At 66.4% G+C, this 18170-nt stretch carries 17 protein-coding genes; 2 read left to right on the top strand and 15 right to left on the bottom strand.

The annotated features are described in order from the left end of the window. Position 1: 1 nt before the first annotated feature. The 11 genes from hflK to ndk all read right to left on the bottom strand — a co-directional run bounded on the left by hflK (position 2) and on the right by ndk (position 12034). Positions 2-1345: an FtsH protease activity modulator HflK gene (gene hflK, locus BCR55_RS15200; RefSeq protein ID WP_065494752.1), complete on the bottom strand. Its 1344-nt coding sequence runs from the start codon at positions 1343-1345 to the stop codon at positions 2-4. A gap of 47 nt (positions 1346-1392) precedes the next feature. Continuing rightward, on the bottom strand, positions 1393-2568 hold the full coding sequence (hflX, locus tag BCR55_RS15195; protein WP_006410362.1) for a GTPase HflX: 1176 nt from the start codon (positions 2566-2568) through the stop codon (positions 1393-1395). A gap of 72 nt (positions 2569-2640) precedes the next feature. Next, positions 2641-2880: an RNA chaperone Hfq gene (gene hfq / locus BCR55_RS15190; protein WP_006399927.1), complete on the bottom strand. Its 240-nt coding sequence runs from the start codon at positions 2878-2880 to the stop codon at positions 2641-2643. A gap of 153 nt (positions 2881-3033) precedes the next feature. Next, entirely contained in the window at positions 3034-4371 is a 1338-nt protein-coding gene (gene der, locus BCR55_RS15185) for a ribosome biogenesis GTPase Der (protein WP_006399916.1), read from the bottom strand. A 237-nt stretch (positions 4372-4608) separates the two neighbouring features. Continuing rightward, entirely contained in the window at positions 4609-5754 is a 1146-nt protein-coding gene (bamB, locus tag BCR55_RS15180) for an outer membrane protein assembly factor BamB (protein ID WP_006404711.1), read from the bottom strand. Between the two features lie 41 nt (positions 5755-5795). After that, complete coding sequence (locus tag BCR55_RS15175) at positions 5796-6425, bottom strand: tetratricopeptide repeat protein (protein WP_006404710.1); 630 nt, start codon at positions 6423-6425, stop codon at positions 5796-5798. A gap of 56 nt (positions 6426-6481) precedes the next feature. Further along, positions 6482-7822 (bottom strand): histidine--tRNA ligase, encoded by a 1341-nt coding sequence (gene hisS, locus BCR55_RS15170; protein WP_065494751.1) that lies wholly within the window; start codon positions 7820-7822, stop codon positions 6482-6484. A gap of 15 nt (positions 7823-7837) precedes the next feature. Beyond that, positions 7838-9142, bottom strand: coding sequence for a flavodoxin-dependent (E)-4-hydroxy-3-methylbut-2-enyl-diphosphate synthase (ispG, locus tag BCR55_RS15165; protein WP_006399905.1), 1305 nt, complete (start codon positions 9140-9142; stop codon positions 7838-7840). 110 nt (positions 9143-9252) lie between these two features. Further along, complete coding sequence (locus BCR55_RS15160; protein WP_053297202.1) at positions 9253-10257, bottom strand: helix-turn-helix domain-containing protein; 1005 nt, start codon at positions 10255-10257, stop codon at positions 9253-9255. Positions 10258-10416: 159 nt separating this feature from the next. Continuing rightward, positions 10417-11553 carry a 23S rRNA (adenine(2503)-C(2))-methyltransferase RlmN gene (rlmN, locus tag BCR55_RS15155; protein WP_006399903.1) on the bottom strand — a complete coding sequence of 379 codons (1137 nt, stop codon included), beginning with the start codon at positions 11551-11553 and terminating at the stop codon, positions 10417-10419. A 55-nt stretch (positions 11554-11608) separates the two neighbouring features. Continuing rightward, positions 11609-12034 carry a nucleoside-diphosphate kinase gene (ndk, locus tag BCR55_RS15150; RefSeq protein ID WP_006399902.1) on the bottom strand — a complete coding sequence of 142 codons (426 nt, stop codon included), beginning with the start codon at positions 12032-12034 and terminating at the stop codon, positions 11609-11611. Positions 12035-12282: 248 nt separating this feature from the next. On the opposite strand from ndk, the gene BCR55_RS15145 reads away from it, so the two are divergent. Continuing rightward, the gene (locus BCR55_RS15145) at positions 12283-12981 is read left to right on the top strand and encodes a Bax inhibitor-1/YccA family protein (protein ID WP_006399901.1); all 699 of its coding nucleotides are present in this window, start codon (positions 12283-12285) and stop codon (positions 12979-12981) included. 72 nt (positions 12982-13053) lie between these two features. Here the strand turns inward: BCR55_RS15145 and rlmD are convergent, their stop codons facing one another. Then, positions 13054-14451, bottom strand: a complete 1398-nt coding sequence (rlmD, locus tag BCR55_RS15140) for a 23S rRNA (uracil(1939)-C(5))-methyltransferase RlmD (protein WP_083211823.1) — start codon at positions 14449-14451, stop codon at positions 13054-13056. 87 nt (positions 14452-14538) lie between these two features. Here rlmD and BCR55_RS15135 point away from each other — a divergent pair, with 87 nt between their 5' ends. Then, positions 14539-15396, top strand: coding sequence for an endonuclease/exonuclease/phosphatase family protein (locus tag BCR55_RS15135; protein ID WP_065494749.1), 858 nt, complete (start codon positions 14539-14541; stop codon positions 15394-15396). 16 nt (positions 15397-15412) lie between these two features. Here the strand turns inward: BCR55_RS15135 and BCR55_RS15130 are convergent, their stop codons facing one another. From BCR55_RS15130 to BCR55_RS15120, 3 genes are read right to left on the bottom strand one after another with little or no spacing between them, the layout of a single operon-like run. Further along, positions 15413-16189: a 3'-5' exonuclease gene (locus tag BCR55_RS15130; protein WP_053297199.1), complete on the bottom strand. Its 777-nt coding sequence runs from the start codon at positions 16187-16189 to the stop codon at positions 15413-15415. Positions 16190-16192: 3 nt separating this feature from the next. Further along, entirely contained in the window at positions 16193-17278 is a 1086-nt protein-coding gene (gene rpoS, locus BCR55_RS15125; protein WP_006399897.1) for an RNA polymerase sigma factor RpoS, read from the bottom strand. A 10-nt stretch (positions 17279-17288) separates the two neighbouring features. Then, positions 17289-18167, bottom strand: coding sequence for a peptidoglycan DD-metalloendopeptidase family protein (locus BCR55_RS15120; protein WP_053297198.1), 879 nt, complete (start codon positions 18165-18167; stop codon positions 17289-17291). Between the last annotated feature and the right edge of the window lie 3 nt (positions 18168-18170).

Genomic DNA, 18170 nt, shown 5'->3' with positions numbered 1-18170 from the left:
GTTACTTCAGATCGTCTTCGCGCGACCGGCTGCGGAACGCTTCGCGCGATCGCAGCGCATCGCTGCCCGGTGCCGCTGCGGCCGCCGGCGTCGATGCCGCGGTCGCGGCGGCGGCGGCGCCCGACGCGGCCGCCGGTGCCGAGGCCGCATCGGCCGCCGCCGCGCCGGCCGACGCCGCGGCGTTTTGCCGCTGCTGCTCGACGAGCTTGTCGAGCGGCAGATAGACGACGTTATTGCCGTTGTTGCCGACGAAAACCTTCGTCGCGTTCGAATAGATTTCCTGCATCGTGTCGACGTACATCCGTTCGCGAACGACCGCGGGCGCCTTCGAATACGCGGCGTAGACCTGCGTGAAACGCTCCGCGTCGCCTTGCGCTTCGGTGACGACGCGCTCCGCATAGGCCTTCGCATCGTCGATCAGCTTCGCGGCATCGCCCTGCGCCTTCGGCAGCAGCTCGCTCGCGTAGGCCTGCGCGGCGCGCTTCGCGGCCTCGCGCTCGTCGCGCGCCTTCGCGACGTCCGCATAGGCGGACTGCGTCTGCTCGGGCGCGGCGACGCGCTGCATGGTGACGGCCGTCACTTCGAGGCCCGTCCGATAACGGTCGAGATCGCGCTGAATCGCGGCCGACAGTTGCTCGCGCATCGCATCGCGATCCTGGCTCAGCAGGTCGGCCGCGCTGCGCGTGCCGACGATCGCGCGCACCGCCGCCTGCGCGGCCTGCGACACGCTGCGCTCGGGATCGACGCTGCGGAACAGATAGTCGGTGGCGGAGCGAACGCGGTACTGGACGATGAAGCGCACGTCGACGATGTCCGCATCGCGCGTGAGCATCGCCGCTTCCTTGACGTTGGCGAGCCGCACGACGTTGTTGCGGCCAATCTCGATCGAGCGCACCTGCGTCGTGTCGACGATCTCGTGCGACGCGAACGGATACGGCGCACGCCAGTGCACGCCCTGGCCGACCGTGCCGGCCAGCTTGCCGAGCTGCAGCACGACGCCGGTCTGACCTTCCTGGACGACGAACAGGCCGCTGCCGGCATAGACCGCGATCAGCACGCCGATCACGATGCCGACGCCGACGCGCGCCGCGCGCCCGTTATCGGGACGGAAACCGTTGCCGCCCTTGCCGCCGAACAGCCCGCTCAGGCGGCGGTTGAAATTGCGCCACATCTCGTCGAGATCGGGCGGACCGTCGCCGTCGCCGCCGGGCGGACGCTTCGATTCGTTCGCGCGCGGACGGGAGCCGCCGTTGCCATTGCCTTCGCCGCGCCCCCAGCGGGGATCGTTGATCGACAGCAAGGCGCGCATCCGCCGCCAGGTACTCCGCTCGTTGTATTCGTTCACCAGAGTTTGTTCACCAGATTAGACGCCGGCGAACCGGCCGGGACCGGTTAGCGCCCGTGTTCGGAAATCGTGTGGTCTTCGTGCGGTTCAGCGGGCGCGCCGTCGAGCGCGTCGTTGGGCAACGTCGCGCCGGACAGGTGTTCCGCGGAGGCGATCTCGGCGATGGCGGCGCGCAACGTGTCGAGACCCTGACCGGTGCGCGCGCTCAAAAAGACGCGCGAAATATTACCATACTCGTCCCGCTCGACCGCGTCGCCGCGGGCCGCCAGCTCGGGCACGGCGTCGATCTTGTTGAACACCAGCACCTGCCGGATCGTGTCCGCGCCGATCTCGTGCAGCACGCCGTTGACCTGCTCGATCTGCTCGAGCCGCACCGCGCTCGACGCGTCGACCACGTGCAGCAGCAGATCGGCGTGGATCGTTTCTTCCAGCGTCGCGCGGAACGCGGCGACGAGCTGGTGAGGCAGCTCGCGGATGAAGCCGACCGTGTCGGACACGACGATCTGACCCACTTCGTCGCCGAGGTAGACGCGCCGCGACGTCGTGTCGAGCGTCGCGAACAGCTGATCGGCCGCGTAGGCCTGCGCTTTCGTCAGCGCATTGAACAGCGTCGACTTGCCGGCGTTCGTATAGCCGACGAGCGACACCGACATCGTGCCGCTGCGCGCGCGCTGGCGCCGCTGCGTGCTGTGCTGCCGGCGCAGCTTGTCGAGCCGCGACTTCAGCATCTTGATGCGCTCGCCGATCAGCCGGCGGTCGGTTTCGAGCTGCGTCTCGCCGGGGCCGCGCAGGCCGATACCGCCCTTTTGGCGCTCGAGGTGGGTCCACGCGCGGATCAGCCGCGTCGACAGATATTGCAGCTGCGCGAGCTCGACCTGCAGCTTGCCTTCGTGGCTGCGCGCGCGTTGCGCGAAGATGTCGAGGATCAGGCTCGTGCGATCGACGACGCGCCGGTTGAGCGCGCGCTCGAGGTTGCGCTGCTGAGCCGGCGCGAGTGCGTGATTGAAGATGACGATGTCGACGTCGTGCGCTTCGCACGCGAGCCGCAATTCGTCTGCTTTGCCGCTGCCGATGAACATCGCGGCATCGGGACTGGACCGGCGGCCCGTGAGAGTGACGGCGGGATGCGCCCCGGCGCTGGAGGCGAGAAGACTGAGTTCTTCGAGACTGGCTTCGAAATCGGTCTTGCCGAAATCGATGCCGACGAGCGCTGCGTTGATCAAATTGTCAGGTGTCAAGATAAGGCGGCTGGCATCGGTCGCTCGCGGCGACCGGATGCCGGCCGCTGCAATGGGTTAGGACGAGGCTTCCGCGTCCGGGTGGAAGTTCACCGGGCGCGCCGGCACGACCGTCGAGATGGCGTGCTTGTAGACCATCTGGGTCACCGTATTACGGAGCAACACGACGTACTGGTCGAACGATTCGATGTTCCCTTGGAGCTTGATGCCGTTCACGAGATAGATCGAAACGGGCACGTGCTCCTTGCGCAGTGCGTTCAAAAACGGGTCTTGTAACAATTGCCCTTTGTTGCTCATGGCGTACTCCATCTTTTTTTGCAGGTTGATCTGGATTGGCGACGAAGAAAAAGAGATCCGGCGCCAATCGCTACACTATAGCTGATTTTGCCTGCCGCGCCCGGCGTCGGCCATGCGGCCGATCCGTTGCCGGAAGCGGGTATCAGGCGTGCTTCAGCCCTTGTCCGCGTACGGGTTGGTCGACGAACGGAACTCTATGCGCAATGGAGTGCCGGTCAGGGAGAAAGTTTCGCGGAAACGGTTCTCCAGGTAACGCTTGTACGTTTCCGTCACGGCGTCGAGCGCGTTGCCGTGGATCACGATGATCGGCGGATTCTGGCCGCCCTGGTGCGCGTAGCGCAGCTTCGGTCGCACGGGGCCGCGGCGGCGCGGCTGCTGGAATTCCACGGCCTCGATCAGCGCGCGCGTGAGCTTCGGCGTCGGCAGCTTCGCCATGGCAGCCGCATACGCATCGTCGACCGAGCGCATCAGCGCGCCGATGCCCGTTTTCTTCGCGGCCGAAATGAAGTGCGACTTGGCGAAGTCGAGGAATTTCAGCTTGCGGGTCAAATCCGCTTTCGCGCGCTCGCGCGCGTGCTCGTCGAGCCCGTCCCATTTGTTCACACCGATCACGAGCGCGCGGCCCTGCTCGACGACGAAGCCGGCGATATGCGCGTCCTGATCGGAAATGTCCTGCTGCGCATCCAGCAGAAGAATGACGACGTTCGCATCGGAGATCGACTGCAGCGTCTTCACGACCGAGAACTTCTCGATCGCCTCGAACACCTTGCCGCGGCGGCGCAGGCCGGCCGTGTCGATCAGCGTGTATTTCTTGCCGTTACGCTCGAAGTCGACGTAGATCGAATCGCGCGTGGTGCCCGGCATGTCGAACGCGATCACGCGATCCTCGCCGATCAGTGCGTTGACGAGCGTCGACTTGCCGACGTTCGGCCGGCCGACGATCGCGATCTTGATGCCGCGCGACGGATCGTTGTCGTCCTCTTCTTCCGGCTGGTCGGCGTACGCGACTTCCAGCGCCTCGTTGATCATGTCGGTCACGCCGTCGCCGTGCGCGGCCGAGATCGCGCGCGGATCGCCGAGCCCGAGTTCGTAGAAATCGGTCGCGACCGCCGTGTACTTCATCCCCTCGGCCTTGTTGACGACGAGGAAAATCGGCCGGCCCGTCTTGCGCAGATAGTCGGCGATCGACTTGTCCTGCGGCGCGAGGCCGTTGCGGCCGTCGACGATGAACACGACGACGTCGGCTTCCTCGACGGCCTGCCGCGTCTGACGCGCCATCTCGTGCAGGATCCCGTCCTTCGCGACGGGCTCGAAGCCGCCCGTGTCGACGACGAGATACGGCCGCGCGCCGACGCGCCCTTCGCCGTAATGGCGATCGCGCGTGAGGCCCGGCAAGTCGGCCACCAGCGCATCGCGCGAGCGCGTGAGCCGGTTGAACAGCGTGGATTTCCCCACATTGGGGCGCCCAACGAGGGCAATGACCGGTTTCATCTGTGTTGTCTACGGTGAAGCGCAGCAGCGGGAGGCCCGCTGCTGCGGGCGGCTGCGCTGAATGAAAATATCACGAATTCGCGCCGCGCCGGATGCGCGCGCCGGGCACGCAGTGCGCGCCGTCCGTCTATCGTTTCGAACTGCCTTTCAAATACCGAGCGGCCGGGAACACCGGCCGCCTTCATGTCGTACGCCGCAGCGCGCGGGCGGGCCCGCGCGGCGCGTACCTGCTGCGCGTCAGCGCGGACGGAAGCCGTACAGGCCGCCGTCCTTCGTCTGCACGACGAGCGTGTTGCCGGCCAGCACCGGCGCAGCCGTGATCGCGCTGCCGTCGGTCTTCATCCGCGCGATGAAGCTGCCGTCCTCGCGCGACAGGAAGTGCACGTAGCCCTGGTAGTCGCCCATCACGACCGCATGGCCGAGCAGATAGGGCACGCCGACGTCGCGGCTCTTCAGCTTGTCGTTATGCCACAGCGGATTGCCGGTCGCCGCGTCGTACGCCGTGACGATCGACCAGTCGTCGCCGCCGGTGACGACCGAATCGTCCTGCGCGAGGCCGCTGCGGCTCGAGAACGGTTTTTCCCAGAGCGGTCGCCCCGAGTTCGCGTCGAAGCAGCCGAGCTGACCCTGGAACGTCACGGCGCAGGTTTCGGCGCCGACCAGCGTCGGCGGGCCGCTCACGTCGTTGATCCGCTCGACTTCGGTCACGCCCTTCGGGAACGACACCGGCGTCTGCCAGAACGGCTCGCCGGTCTGCAGGTTGATCGCGACGAGCCCGCCGCCCGGGAAGCCCGCGAGTACGGCCGCGTCGCCCGCGAACGTCATCCCGGCCGACACGCGCAGATTGAGCGGCACCGCGCGGTTGCGGTAGTTCCACTTCTGCTCGCCCGTCTGCGCGTTGAACGCGATCACCTGGCCGTCGATCGTGCGCACGATCACGAGACCGTTGCCGACGAGCGGCGGCGAAATGATCTCGCCCTGCACCGTGGTCTTCCACAACTGCTTGCCGTCCGGGCCGAGCACGAACACGCCGCCCTTCAGCGCGCCGACCGCGGTCAGGTTGCCGTCGCTGCCGACGCCCGCCGACAGATCCGAGCCGAGCTTCGTGCGCCAGACCGTCTGGCCCGTCTTCGCGTCGATCTTCTCGACCGAGCCGTTCTCGCCCGCCGCGAATACGGCGTCGCCGACGGCCACCGGCGAGAACAGATAGCGTCCGCCCTTGCCGACGCTCGCCTTCCAGACCTGTTGCACGTCCATCACGGGCTTGAACTCGGTGAGCGGCGTCGGCACGCGGCGCGCGTCCTTCGACGACGAGCAGGCCGCCAATGTCATGACAGCCGCCGCGCAGGCAACGGGCACAGCGTAACGTTTCAGCAAATTCATCGGTTAGCGAAGCAGAGTTAAGAGGTTGAGGGGACCGCGATTCAGCCGCCGAGCGCGTCCAGCTTGAACTGCACGAGCTGGCGCGCCGACTGGTCGTCCTTCGACAGGCTGTCGAGCGCGAGCTTGTAGGCGGTGCGCGCGTCGTCGGTCTTGCCTTGCGCGGCGAGCAGATCGCCGCGGCGATCGGCCACGAGGCCCTTGAATGCGTCCATCGGCGTGCCCGACAGCAGCGCGAGCCCTGCGTCGTACGCCTTTTCGTCGAGCAGCAGCGACGCAAGGCGCAGCTTCGCGATCTGCTTGTACTCGTCGTCCTTCGCGTGATCGGCCGCCCACTGCAGTTGCGCCTTCGCGCCGGCCGTATCGCCCGCCGCGTACAGCACCTTCGCGGCCGACAGCGCCGTCATCTGTGCATACGCGGTGCGGCCGTACTTGTCTTCCATGTCGGCGGCCGCGCGTGCGATCGTCGTCTTGTCGTTCGCGGCAGCGGCCTTCTGGACCTGCTCGTACAGCCCCGACGCTTCGGCGGCCTGACGGCGCTGCCAGTAGTTCCAGCCGTTGAAACCGGCTGCGACGACGAGCGCCGCGAGGACGATCCACGTGGTGAGATTGCCCCAGCGGGCCCACCACGCTTTCAGACTTTCAATCGATTCTTGTTCGTCGTGATAACTCATCGGCGAGCGATTCCTTCCTGTTCAGGCCTTTTCTTGTCGAGCGAACGCCAGCGCGATCAGTCGTCGCCGTCTTCGGCGGATGCAACCATCGCATTGATTAGGAATTCGGTCAAGCTTTCGACCGGTACGGTCTGCTGAGCGTTCTTTTCCCCGTCGCCGCCCGTGCCGCGCAGCGCTTTCACGCCCACCGTGCCGTTCGCGACCTCTTCTTCGCCGAAGATCACCGCGAATGCGGCGCCGCTCGCATCGGCGCGCTTCATCTGCGACTTGAAGCTTGCCGGCGCGCCGTCGGCGCTGCAGTGGAAGATCACGTCGAGGCCCGTATCGCGCAGACGCTCGGCCGCGATGAAGGCCTGCTCGCGCGCCGCGTCGCCCTGGTGCACGACGTATACATCGACGCCTTCCTGCTCCGGCGCAAGGTTCTCTTCCTTCAGCAGCTCGAGAATGCGCTCGATGCCCATCGCCCAGCCGCACGCAGCCGTCGGCTTGCCGCCGAGCTGCTCGATCAGCGGATCGTAACGGCCGCCGGCCGCGACGGTGCCCTGCGCGCCGAGCTTGTCGGTCACCCACTCGAACACGGTCAGGTTGTAGTAGTCGAGGCCGCGCACGAGCCGCGGATTGATCTTGAACGGAACGTTGTTCGCGAGCAGCAGGCGCTGCAGTCCCTCGAAGTGCGCACGCGACGTGTCGCCGAGGAAGTCGATCAGCTTCGGCGCATTCTGCGCAATCTCCTGCAGCGCCGGATTCTTCGTGTCGAGCACGCGCAGCGGGTTCGTATACAGACGACGCTTCGCATCCTCGTCGAGCGCGTCGACGTGCTGCTCGAGATACTTGATCAGTTCGACGCGATGCGCCGCACGCTCTTCGGCGAGGCCCAGCGAATTGATCTCGAGCTTGATGCCGGTCAGGCCGAGGTCGTCCCACAGACGCTGACACATCATGATGATCTCGGCATCCGCATCGGGACCCGCGAAGCCGAGCGCCTCGACGCCGACCTGATGGAACTGGCGATAGCGACCGCGCTGCGGACGCTCGTGACGGAACATCGGGCCGATGTACCAGAGGCGCTTCGGACCGTCGTACAGCATGTTGTGCTCGATCGCCGCGCGCACGACGGCCGCGGTGTTCTCCGGACGCATCGTCAGGTGCTCGCCGTTCAGCGCGTCGGTGAAGCTGTACATCTCCTTCTCGACGATGTCGGTGACTTCGCCGATGCCGCGCGTGAAGAGCTGCGTATGCTCGACGATCGGCGTGCGGATGTTCTGATAGCCGTACGCGCGCAACAGCGATTTCACGGTGGACTCGAAGAACTCCCACAGGCCGGCATCCTGCGGCAGGATGTCGTTCATGCCCTTGACGCCCGTGAGCTTCTCGATCTTGCGTTTCTGTTCAGTCATCTGTGTGTGGACGAATTAGTTCGTGGCCGCCGCGCGGCCGTAATTGCGTGCGACGTAGTCGCTGACGATCTGCTGGAATTCCTCGGCGATCCGCTCGCCGCGCAGCGTCTTGACCTTCTCGCCGTCGATAAAGACCGGCGCGGCCGGATTCTCGCCCGAACCCGGCAGGCTGATGCCGATGTTCGCGTGCTTCGACTCGCCCGGGCCGTTGACGATACAGCCCATCACCGCGACGTTCATCTTCTCGACGCCCGGATATTCCTTGCGCCACACCGGCATCTGCTCGCGCAGATACGTCTGGATCTGCATCGCCAGTTCCTGGAACAGCGTGCTCGTCGTGCGGCCGCAGCCCGGGCACGCGATCACCATCGGCGCGAACGAGCGCAGGCCCATCGTCTGCAGGATTTCCTGGCCGACCACCACTTCGCCCGTGCGCGGCGCGCCCGGTTCCGGCGTCAGCGAAATGCGGATCGTGTCGCCGATCCCTTCCTGCAGCAGCACGCCGAGCGCCGCCGTCGAGGCGACGATGCCCTTCGAGCCCATGCCGGCTTCGGTCAGACCGAGGTGCAGCGCGAAGCCGCAGCGCCGCGCGAGCTCGCGGTACACCGCGATCAGGTCCTGCACGCCGCTGACCTTGCACGACAGCACGATGCGGTCGCGCCCGAGGCCCAGTTCGACCGCGCGCTCGGCCGAGCCGATCGCCGACTGGATCAGCGCCTCGTACATCACGCTCTGCGCATCCCACGGCTGGGCGCGCGCGGCATTCTCGTCCATCATCCGCGCGAGCAGATCCTGATCGAGGCTGCCCCAGTTCACGCCGATCCGCACCGGCTTGTCGTACTTGATCGCCGCTTCGATCATCTGCGCGAACTGCGTGTCGCGCTTCGCGCCCTGACCGACGTTGCCCGGATTGATCCGGTACTTCGACAGCGCTTCCGCGCAGCCCGGATAGTCGCGCAGCAGCAGGTGGCCGTTGTAATGGAAGTCGCCGACGAGCGGCACCGTCACGCCCATCCGGTCCAGCTGCTCGCGAATCGCCGGCACGGCGGCCGCGGCCTCCGGCGTGTTGACGGTGATGCGCACCAGCTCGGAGCCCGCGTTCGCGAGTTCCTTGATCTGGATCGCGGTGCCGATCGCGTCGGCCGTGTCGGTGTTCGTCATCGACTGCACGCGCACCGGCGCGTCGCCGCCGATCGTCACGAGCTGCCCGCCCCAACGGACATCGACCGCATGCGATACGCGACGCGGCGCCGGCCCGCCGAATACCGGTTCGGTTGAACAAATCTGACTGCTGCGTGGGGATTGAGCTTCGGATTGCATCGATAGATCCATTTACGCGGAATGCGCCGCGAGGCGGCGCACGAATTGAAAAAGCGCCGTGCTGCCACGGCTGCCGACGCGGCGGCAGCCTCTGGCCACGGCGCTTGGCATCAGGGCAACGTGAACCGCGCCACGTTACCCCGCGCTGCCGAATATTTTGCCGGATCGACGGGTTTTCCGTCGAACGCGATCGCGTCGAGGCCCGCCTTGTTGCCGATCGTCACGCGGAACGGGCCGTCGCCGGCGACCTGCTTCGCCTCGCCGGCATGCACGAGCCCCGAGAACAGTTCCTTGCCGCGGTTGTCGCGCACGCTGAACCAGCTGTCCTGCTTCACCTTCAGTTCGATCGTCGACTGGCCGGGCGCCGCCGCCACGCTCGCCGCTTCGGCCGATGCGGCCGCGCCGGCGACTGCGACCGGCTGCGATGCCGCCGCGGTTGCGACCGGTGCGGCCGGTGCCGGCGCTGCCGATGCGGCGGCCTGCGGCGCCGCTTCCGATACGGCAGCCGGCACGGCGGCAACCGGCGCCGCGTTCGATGCGCCGCCCGCGGAAGCGTCCTCGACCGGCGAGGCCGTCGCCGCCGCTGCGGCCGAGGCATGCTGCTGCGCGTCGTTGCCCTTCAAGCGCGCGAGCCAGCCCGACGAATCGCCGCCAGTGTGCCACATGAGCACCGCGATCACCGCGACCACGACGAGCGCCGTTCCCCATAGCCACGGATGGTGGCGCGACGAGTGTCCGAGCGGAATCGACACGCGGCCGCGCGGCAGATCGGCGCCCGACGACGCGGGCATCGACAGATCGACCTCCGGCACGCCGCGCTCGCGGCGCAGCGCCTGCGCAAACGGTTCCGGATCGACGCCGAGCATCTTCGCGTAGCTGCGCACGACGCCCAGTGCGAACGTCACGCCGGGCAGATGGCTGATGTCGCCGGCCTCCAGCGCCCGCAGCTTCGGCGGAGCGACCTTGAGCCGCGCCGATACGTCCTCGACCGTCCACCCCTTCGCCTCCCGAAGCTGCGCCAGCCGGCTGCCGACCGCGACCAGCGATTCCAGTCCCGCCGGTGCCGGCTGTGCGGCATTCGTCTCTGCGCCGTTTGACGGCTGCGGCTCACTCATCCTTGTCCTCGCGTCGATTCTTCTTCACTGGCGGGTGCGCCGGCTCCACCGGCCGCCCCCGCAACTGTTCATGCCATGCGCGGCGCCCGTGCGCCGCGACGATCGCTATTCGCGTGTTGTACCGCCACTGGTTCGGGCATCCCCGGCCGGGTCACCCCGTCAAACCGCCCGAACCTCGATGATTTTTCCTGCGCCCGTTCGTTCCGCCAGGCGCGTGCGGTCCTTCACTGCACCGGCGAGCTGACCGCATGCGGCGTCGATGTCGTCGCCGCGCGTCTTGCGCACGGTCGTCACGACGCCCGCGTCGATCAGGATCTGCGCGAAACGCTTGATCTGCTCCGGCTTCGAGCGGATGAGGCCCGACTCCGGGAACGGGTTGAACGGGATCAGATTGAACTTGCACGGCACGTCCCGCGTGACGGCCAGCAGTTCGCGCGCATGCGCTTCGGTGTCGTTCACACCGTCGAGCATGCAGTATTCGAAAGTAATGAAGTCGCGCGGCGCGACCTTCAGATAACGCTGGCACGCAGCCATCAGCTCGCGCAGCGGATGCTTCTTGTTCAGCGGTACGAGTTCGTCGCGCAGCGCATCGTTCGGCGCATGCAGCGACACCGCGAGCGCGACCGGCAGCTCGGCGCCGAGACGGTCCATCATCGGCACCACGCCCGAGGTCGACAGCGTGACGCGACGGCGCGACAGCCCGTACGCGTTGTCGTCGAGCATCAAGCGCATCGCGGGAACGACCGCGTTGTAATTGAGGAGCGGCTCGCCCATGCCCATCATCACGACGTTCGTGACGACGCGCTCGGCCTTGCCGTTCGGCCCCGGCGCGCGCCCGAGCGACGCACGCAGCGCAAATTCGGCCATGCGCAGCTGGCCGATGATCTCGGCCGTCGACAGGTTGCGCGAGAACCCCTGCTTGCCCGTCGAACAGAAGCGGCAGTTGACGGCGCACCCGGCCTGCGACGACACGCAGAGCGTGCCGCGCGTTTCCTCGGGGATGAACACGGTTTCGACCGCGTTGCCGTTGCCGACGTCGACGAGCCACTTGCGCGTGCCGTCGGCGGAAACGTGATCGCTGACGATGTCGGGCATCGTGATCGACGCGCGCCCCTTCAGCTTTTCCCTGAGGGACTTCGCGAGATCGGTCATGCCGTCGAAATCGCCGGCGTTGTACTGGTGGATCCAGCGCTGCAACTGCTTGGCGCGGAACGGCTTCTCGCCGAGGCTGCCGCAGTACGCGACAAGACCCTCGGCGTCGAAGTCGAGAAGATTGACGGAAGTTTCGCTCGTCATGATGTGCTGCCTTGCCGCGTGCGCTGAATCCTGCCTACTTGCTGGAAGCCAGGGCTTAGCGCGAGTAAACGTTCATTTCCGGGAAGAAGAACGCGATTTCGACCGCTGCCGTTTCCGGTGCGTCCGAGCCGTGCACGGCGTTCGCGTCGATGCTGTCCGCGAAGTCGGCGCGGATCGTGCCCTTTTCAGCCTTCTTCGGATCGGTCGCGCCCATCAGGTCGCGGTTCTTCAGGATCGCGCCTTCGCCTTCCAGAACCTGGATCATCACCGGGCCCGAGATCATGAAGTCGACGAGGTCCTTGAAGAACGGACGCGCCGCGTGAACCGCATAGAACTTCTCAGCGTCTGCACGCGACAGATGCGCCATGCGCGCTGCGACGATCTTCAGGCCGGCGCCTTCGAAACGGCTGTAGATCTGGCCGATCACGTTCTTTGCCACCGCATCCGGCTTGATGATCGACAGGGTGCGCTCGATTGCCATAAAAACTCCAAGAAATTAAGAAGTTACAGGTTCAAATGAATCCGCTATTGTAGCACGATCCCGTGTATCATTGCGATTGAACCCTTACACGATCGAAAGGTTCCAAAACGATGTGTTCTGCGCGGCGCGGCCATTGAAACCTCGCGGCGCGGAACGTATCTTAGCCATAGCTGTTCCGGTTTGCTGCGCCGCACACCGCGTGTGCCGAACCGGCCCCGAACGCCCTGCGTTCAATGTTAGGAGAAACCATGAACGACTATCCGTACAATTTCGGCCGAGGCGGCTCCGTTACCACCGCCGAGGTTCGCAACCGCGTGCTGCGGAACACGTACTGGCTGCTCGCGCTGTCGATGGTGCCGACGGTGCTCGGTGCGTGGGTCGGCGTCGCGACGGGCTTCTCGCTGTTCGCGGCCACCAGCCCGATGATGAGCCTGCTGGCGTTCTTCGCGATCGCGTTCGGCTTCATGTTCGCGATCGAGCGCACGAAGAACAGCGCGGCCGGCGTGTTCGTGCTGCTCGGCTTCACGTTCTTCATGGGCCTGATGCTGTCGCGGCTGCTGAGCTTCATCCTCGGCTTCTCGAACGGGCCGTCGCTGATCATGCTCGCGTTCGGCGGCACCGGCATCATCTTCGCCGCGATGGCGACGATCGCCACCGTCAGCAAGCGCGATTTCTCGGGCCTCGGCAAGTGGCTGTTCATGGGCGTGATCGTGATCCTCCTCGCCTCGGTCGCGAACATCTTCCTGCAGCTGCCGGCGCTGATGCTGACCGTCTCCGTGCTCGCGATCGCGATCTTTTCCGCGTACATGCTGTTCGACGTGCAGCGCGTCGTGAACGGCGGCGAAACGAACTACATCACCGCCACGCTTGCGATCTATCTCGACCTCTACAACGTGTTCACGAACCTGCTTGCGCTGCTCGGCATCTTCGGCGGCAACCGCAACTGACGTTCGCGGCATCCGACGAAAAACCGGCCCGTCACGGGCCGGTTTTTTTACGTCCGCTGCCGCCTGCGTCGCTCAGTCGCGCTCGAACAGCGCGATCGATTCGACGTGCGACGTATTCGGGAACATGTTCACGACGCCGGCGCCCTTGAGCCGGTATCCGGCTTCATGCACGAGCAGGCCCGCGTCGCGCGCGAGCGTCGACGGATTGCAGGACACGTAGACGATCCGCTTCGGCAGCGGGCCCTCGCCGCTCTGCGCGATGTCGGCCAGCGCCTTCGACACCGCGAGCGCGCCTTCGCGCGGCGGATCGATCAGGAACTTGTCGAAGGCGCCGAGCGCACGGATGTCGTCGGCCGTCACCTCGAACAGGTTGCGGCACGCGAAGGTCGTATGACCGTCGACGCCGTTCTCGCGCGCGTTGGCGAGCGCGCGCGTGGTCAGCGTCTCGCTGCCCTCGATGCCCACCACCTCACGCGCGAGCCGCGCGAGCGGCAGCGTGAAGTTGCCGATCCCGCAGAATAGATCGAGCACGCGATCGTCGCGCGCCGGCGCGAGCAGACGCAGCGCGCGGCCGACCAGCACGCGGTTGATCTGATGGTTCACCTGCGTGAAGTCGGTCGGCTTGAACGGCATCCGAATGCCGAATTCCGGCAGCGTGTAGTCGAGCGACACGTCGAGCGGATAGAACGGCGTGACCGTGTCCGGTCCCTTCGGCTGCAGCCAGAACTGCACCTTGTGTTCGTCCGCAAACGCGCGCAGCAGCGCTTCGTCGTCCGCGTTGATCGGCTCCAGCACGCGCAGCACGAGCGCCGTCACCTGCGAGCCGACCGCGAGCTCGATCTGCGGCATCCGGTCGCGAATCGACAGCCCCTCGACGAGCCGGCGCAGCGGCACGAGCATCGCCGATACGTGCGGCGGCAACACCTCGCAGCTCGTCATGTCGGCCACGTAGCTGCTCTTCTTCTCGTGGAAGCCGACCAGCACGCCGCCCTTCTTCGCGACATGGCGCACGGTCAGGCGCGCGCGATAGCGATAGCCCCACGACGGGCCGTGGATCGGCGAGAAGATCGACTCCGCGCGCAGCTTCGCGAGATGCCACAGGTTGTCCTCGAGCACGCGCTGCTTGATCGCGACCTGCGCGCGCATGTCGAGATGCTGCATCGAGCAGCCGCCGCAGGTGCCGAAGAACGCGCACTTCGGCTGCGTGCGCATCACGCTCGGGCGCAGGATGTCGACGACCGTCGCCTGCTCGTAGCTCGGCTTGCGGCGGTAGCTCGAATAGGTCACGCGCTCGCCGGGCAGCGCGCCCTCGACGAAGATGACCTTGCCCGGCTCGCCCTCCTCGGTCGTCGCACGGCCGACACCGCGCGCTTCCATGTCGAGCGACTCGATCTCGAGAACCGGAGCGCTCCCGGGCGCGGCGGGCACGCTATTCAATTTGCGCGCAGAAGTGGGGACGGCTTCAGACACCAGCTTTTCCTGACAAACGTTGAAGAAGGCGAGATTGTAGACGAAGCTAGCAGCAGAAAGCGGCATCCGCCGCTGGGAGATTCCGTCATGCGCGTGATCGACTGGAACATCCAATGGGGTCGGGACGCCGACGGCGCCGTCGACCTGCGCCGCACGATCGCCGTGGCGCGCCAACTCGCCGACTTCGATGTCCTGTGCGTGCAGGAAATCACGCGCGGCTTCGACGCCCTGCCCAGCCGCCCGGGCGTCGATCAGTTCGCGGAACTGGCGGCGCTGCTGCCAGGCTATACGGTCGTCGAGGCAATCGGCGTCGATCTGCCGCCCGCGCAACCGGGGGCACCGCGCCGCCAGTTCGGCAACGCGATCACGACGCGGCTGCCGGTCGGCCGCGTGCTGCGCCAGTTGCTGCCGTGGCCGGCCGACGCCGACGCGCCGTCGATGCCGCGCGTCGCGCTCGACGTCGAACTACTGACGGCGTCCGGCCCGCTGCGCGTCGTGACGACGCATCTCGAGTTCTATTCGGAGCGGCAGCGCCTCGCGCAGGTCGACGCAATACGTGCGCGGCATCGCGAAGCATGCGCACATGCGGACCGGCCGGCGCCGGCGGAAAACGACACGGGCCCGTTCGCCGCGACGGCGCAGTCGCGCGATGCGATCCTCTGCGGCGACTTCAACAGCGCGTTCGACAGCACCGCATACCGGCGCATGCTCGAACCGATCGACGGCGCGCCGGCCTTCGTCGACGCGTGGATTGCGCAGCATCCCGGCCGCACGCCGCCGCCGACGGCCGGCGTCTACGACACCGCCCAATGGTCGGACGGCCCGCTCGCGTGCGACTTCGCATTCGTCACCGACACGCTGTCGCCGCGCCTCGCGCGCTGCGAGATCGATGGCGCCGTGCGCGCATCGGATCACCAGCCGATCGTGCTGGAGCTGCTCGACTGATCGGCTCCGGCAAGCGTTACGCGCCGAAGGCGGCCAGATACTCGGCCCAGTGCGGTGCCGACTCCTGGGCGAGCGCGTTCTTCACGAGCAGAATCTCATCGTCGTACTCGCTCGGTGTGAGGCCGCCGCGCATCAGTTGGAACCGGCAGTACAACAGATACGTATTGACGACGTCCGTTTCGCAATAGTTGCGAATCTCGTCGATGCGCCCTTCCTGGAAGGCCGTCCAGACCTGACTGCCGTCCATGCCGAGCTTGCCGGGAAACCCGCACAGTTTCGCGAGCGCGTCGAGCGGCGCGTTCGCGCGCGCCTGATACATCGCGAGCAGATCCATCAGGTCCGTATGCCGCGAGTGATAGCGCGAGATGTAGTTGTTCCATTTGAAGTCGCGGTCGTCCTCGCCGAGATCCCAGTAGCGGGTCGCGGCGATGCCGTGCACGAGCGCGCGGTAATGCAGCACCGGCAGATCGAAGCCGCCGCCGTTCCACGACACGAGCTGCGGCGTGTACTTCTCGATCACGCGGTAAAACGACTGGATCAGCGTCGCTTCGCTGTCCTGCGGCGTGCCGAGCGAGCGCACGCGAAAACCGTTGTTGTCGCGAAACACGCACGAGATCGCAGCGACGCGCTGCAGGTGATGCGGCAGGAAATCGCTGCCGGTCTTCTCGCGGCGCGCGGCGAACGCATGTTCGGCCACCGCGGCATCGTTGAGCGTGGCGGGCAAATCTTCGAGACGGCGAATGCCGTCGACATCGGGAATCGTCTCGATGTCAAAAACGAGAATCGGTGTCATCAGTTACAGAACGGCGTCCTTGCGCACGCCGTTGGACGCGAAGAACCGCTTGAGGCGCACCAGCGCTTCCTGCTGAATCTGCCGCACACGCTCGCGCGTCAGCCCCATCTCGTCGGCGAGCTCCTCGAGCGTCGCCGGTTCGATATGGTTCAGCCCGAAACGCCGCTCGATGACGTGCCGATGCTTGTCGGACAGACGCGACAGCCACGCGCGCGTGAGCGTCTCGAGTTCGCGGTGCTGCACTTCGGCGTCGGGCGACTGGCTCTGGTCGTCCGGCAGCAGGTCGAGCAGGCTGCTCGCGGGATCGAGATCGAGCGGCGCGTCGAGCGACGCGGTGTGCTCGTTCAGCGCGAGGATATCGGTGACTTCCTCGGCGGTCTTGCCGGTGAGATAGGCGATGTCGTCGATGCTGGCTTCGCGGCGCTCGGCCGCTTCGCCCGTCGACATCGAGTTTTTTTCCAGGTGACGCTTCGCGCGCAGCACCTGGTTCAGTTCGCGAATCACGTGCACGGGCAGGCGCACGGTGCGCGCCTGGTTCATGATCGCGCGTTCGATGCTCTGGCGGATCCACCAGGTCGCATAGGTCGAGAAACGGAAGCCGCGCGTGGGATCGAATTTCTCGATCGCATGCATGAGCCCGAGATTGCCTTCCTCGATCAGATCGAGCAGCGGCACGCCGCGGTTCAGATAGCCCTTCGCGATGCTGACGACGAGACGCAGATTGCGCTCGATCATCACCTGCCGCGCTTCGAATTCGCCGGCTTTGGCCAGACGCGAATAGCGCTGCTCCTCCTCGACGGTGAGCAGCGGCTTCACGCTGATGCGGTTCAGGTAGTGCTGGATCGTGTCGGCCGTGAGCTCGGCCTGCAGCAGTGCGCGGAAATCGTCGACGTCGGGCGCCGCGTCCGGGCGGTCTTCGCGCTCGTCGCCGCCTTCGGAATCGGCGTCGCGCGCTTCGAAGTCCCGCTCGTTGTCCGCGACGTCGTCGTCTTCGTCCGTCGAAGCGCCAGCGCGATCCACCGATGCTTGCGTGGCACGACTGATCTTCTCAGACTCGGCTTGCGGCTCGTGGCGCTTCGATTTCGGCATGGTCGTCCCGTTATTGAGGCGGCAGATACTTCATCGGATCGACAGGCTTACCCTGTCGGCGAACCTCGAAATGCAGCATCACGCGGTCGGCATCGCTGTTACCCATCTCGGCGATTTTCTGCCCCTTCGTCACCGCGTCCCCCTCTTTTACCATCAAAGCGCGATTGTGTGCATACGCGGTGAGGTAAGTCGCGTCGTGCTTGATGATAATGAGGTTGCCGTAGCCGCGCAGCCCGTTGCCCGCGTAGACGACGCGGCCGTCCGCCGCCGCCTTCACGGCCTCGCCGGCCGTGCCGCCGATATTGACACCCTTGTTCTTCGTGTCGTCGAAACCGTTCAGCACGGGGCCGCGCACGGGCCAGGCGAACACGATCGGGCCGCTCGGCGCGGCCGTCGTGTCGCTCGATGCGGCGGGCGGCGGCGTGACGGCCGACGGCGCACTCGCCGACGGCGTCGCCGGGCCGCTGCTCAACGGGGCCGTCGCGACCGCGCCGCCCGCGAGCGGTGCCGTGGCCGGCGCACCGGCCGCCGCGGCGCCGCCCGGCGGCACGACGCGCAGCAGCTGATCGACCTCGATCTGATTCGGGTTCGACAGATTGTTCCACGCGGCGATGTCGCGATAATTCTGTCCGTTCTCGAGTGCGATCCGGTACAGCGTGTCGCCCGGCTTCACGCGGTAGAAACCGGGCGGCGGCGGGCCGAGCGGCACCGCGGGCTGCGCGGCGGCCGTCGTGCCGAACGAACCGGAGCGGTCGACGACGGGCGCGTTGTCGAGCCGCGTCGCACAGGCGGCCAGTAACGTGGAGAACGCGGCCACGCAGATCGCGCGCTGGGCGAGCGTAAGCGGTTCCCTGGAACGGTTGTTTTGCATCGCGCGCAACATACTCATCGG

Source organism: Burkholderia sp. CCA53 (assembly GCF_001685525.1).
GTDB lineage: Bacteria > Pseudomonadota > Gammaproteobacteria > Burkholderiales > Burkholderiaceae > Burkholderia > Burkholderia multivorans.
The sequence above is the reverse complement of the archived record's forward strand: the minus strand, read 5'-3'. Positions and strand labels throughout refer to the sequence as shown.

Coding starts and splice junctions, on each gene's coding strand:
- BCR55_RS15145 (WP_006399901.1), top strand. CDS start 12,283: ATGAACGACTATCCGTACAATTTCGGCCGAGGCGGCTCCGTTACCACC.
- BCR55_RS15175 (WP_006404710.1), bottom strand. CDS start 6,425: ATGAGTTATCACGACGAACAAGAATCGATTGAAAGTCTGAAAGCGTGG.
- bamB (WP_006404711.1), bottom strand. CDS start 5,754: ATGAATTTGCTGAAACGTTACGCTGTGCCCGTTGCCTGCGCGGCGGCT.
- BCR55_RS15135 (WP_065494749.1), top strand. CDS start 14,539: ATGCGCGTGATCGACTGGAACATCCAATGGGGTCGGGACGCCGACGGC.
- ispG (WP_006399905.1), bottom strand. CDS start 9,142: ATGCAATCCGAAGCTCAATCCCCACGCAGCAGTCAGATTTGTTCAACC.
- hisS (WP_065494751.1), bottom strand. CDS start 7,822: ATGACTGAACAGAAACGCAAGATCGAGAAGCTCACGGGCGTCAAGGGC.
- BCR55_RS15160 (WP_053297202.1), bottom strand. CDS start 10,257: ATGAGTGAGCCGCAGCCGTCAAACGGCGCAGAGACGAATGCCGCACAG.
- hfq (WP_006399927.1), bottom strand. CDS start 2,880: ATGAGCAACAAAGGGCAATTGTTACAAGACCCGTTTTTGAACGCACTG.
- der (WP_006399916.1), bottom strand. CDS start 4,371: ATGAAACCGGTCATTGCCCTCGTTGGGCGCCCCAATGTGGGGAAATCC.
- BCR55_RS15130 (WP_053297199.1), bottom strand. CDS start 16,189: ATGACACCGATTCTCGTTTTTGACATCGAGACGATTCCCGATGTCGAC.
- rpoS (WP_006399897.1), bottom strand. CDS start 17,278: ATGCCGAAATCGAAGCGCCACGAGCCGCAAGCCGAGTCTGAGAAGATC.
- ndk (WP_006399902.1), bottom strand. CDS start 12,034: ATGGCAATCGAGCGCACCCTGTCGATCATCAAGCCGGATGCGGTGGCA.
- BCR55_RS15120 (WP_053297198.1), bottom strand. CDS start 18,167: ATGAGTATGTTGCGCGCGATGCAAAACAACCGTTCCAGGGAACCGCTT.
- rlmN (WP_006399903.1), bottom strand. CDS start 11,553: ATGACGAGCGAAACTTCCGTCAATCTTCTCGACTTCGACGCCGAGGGT.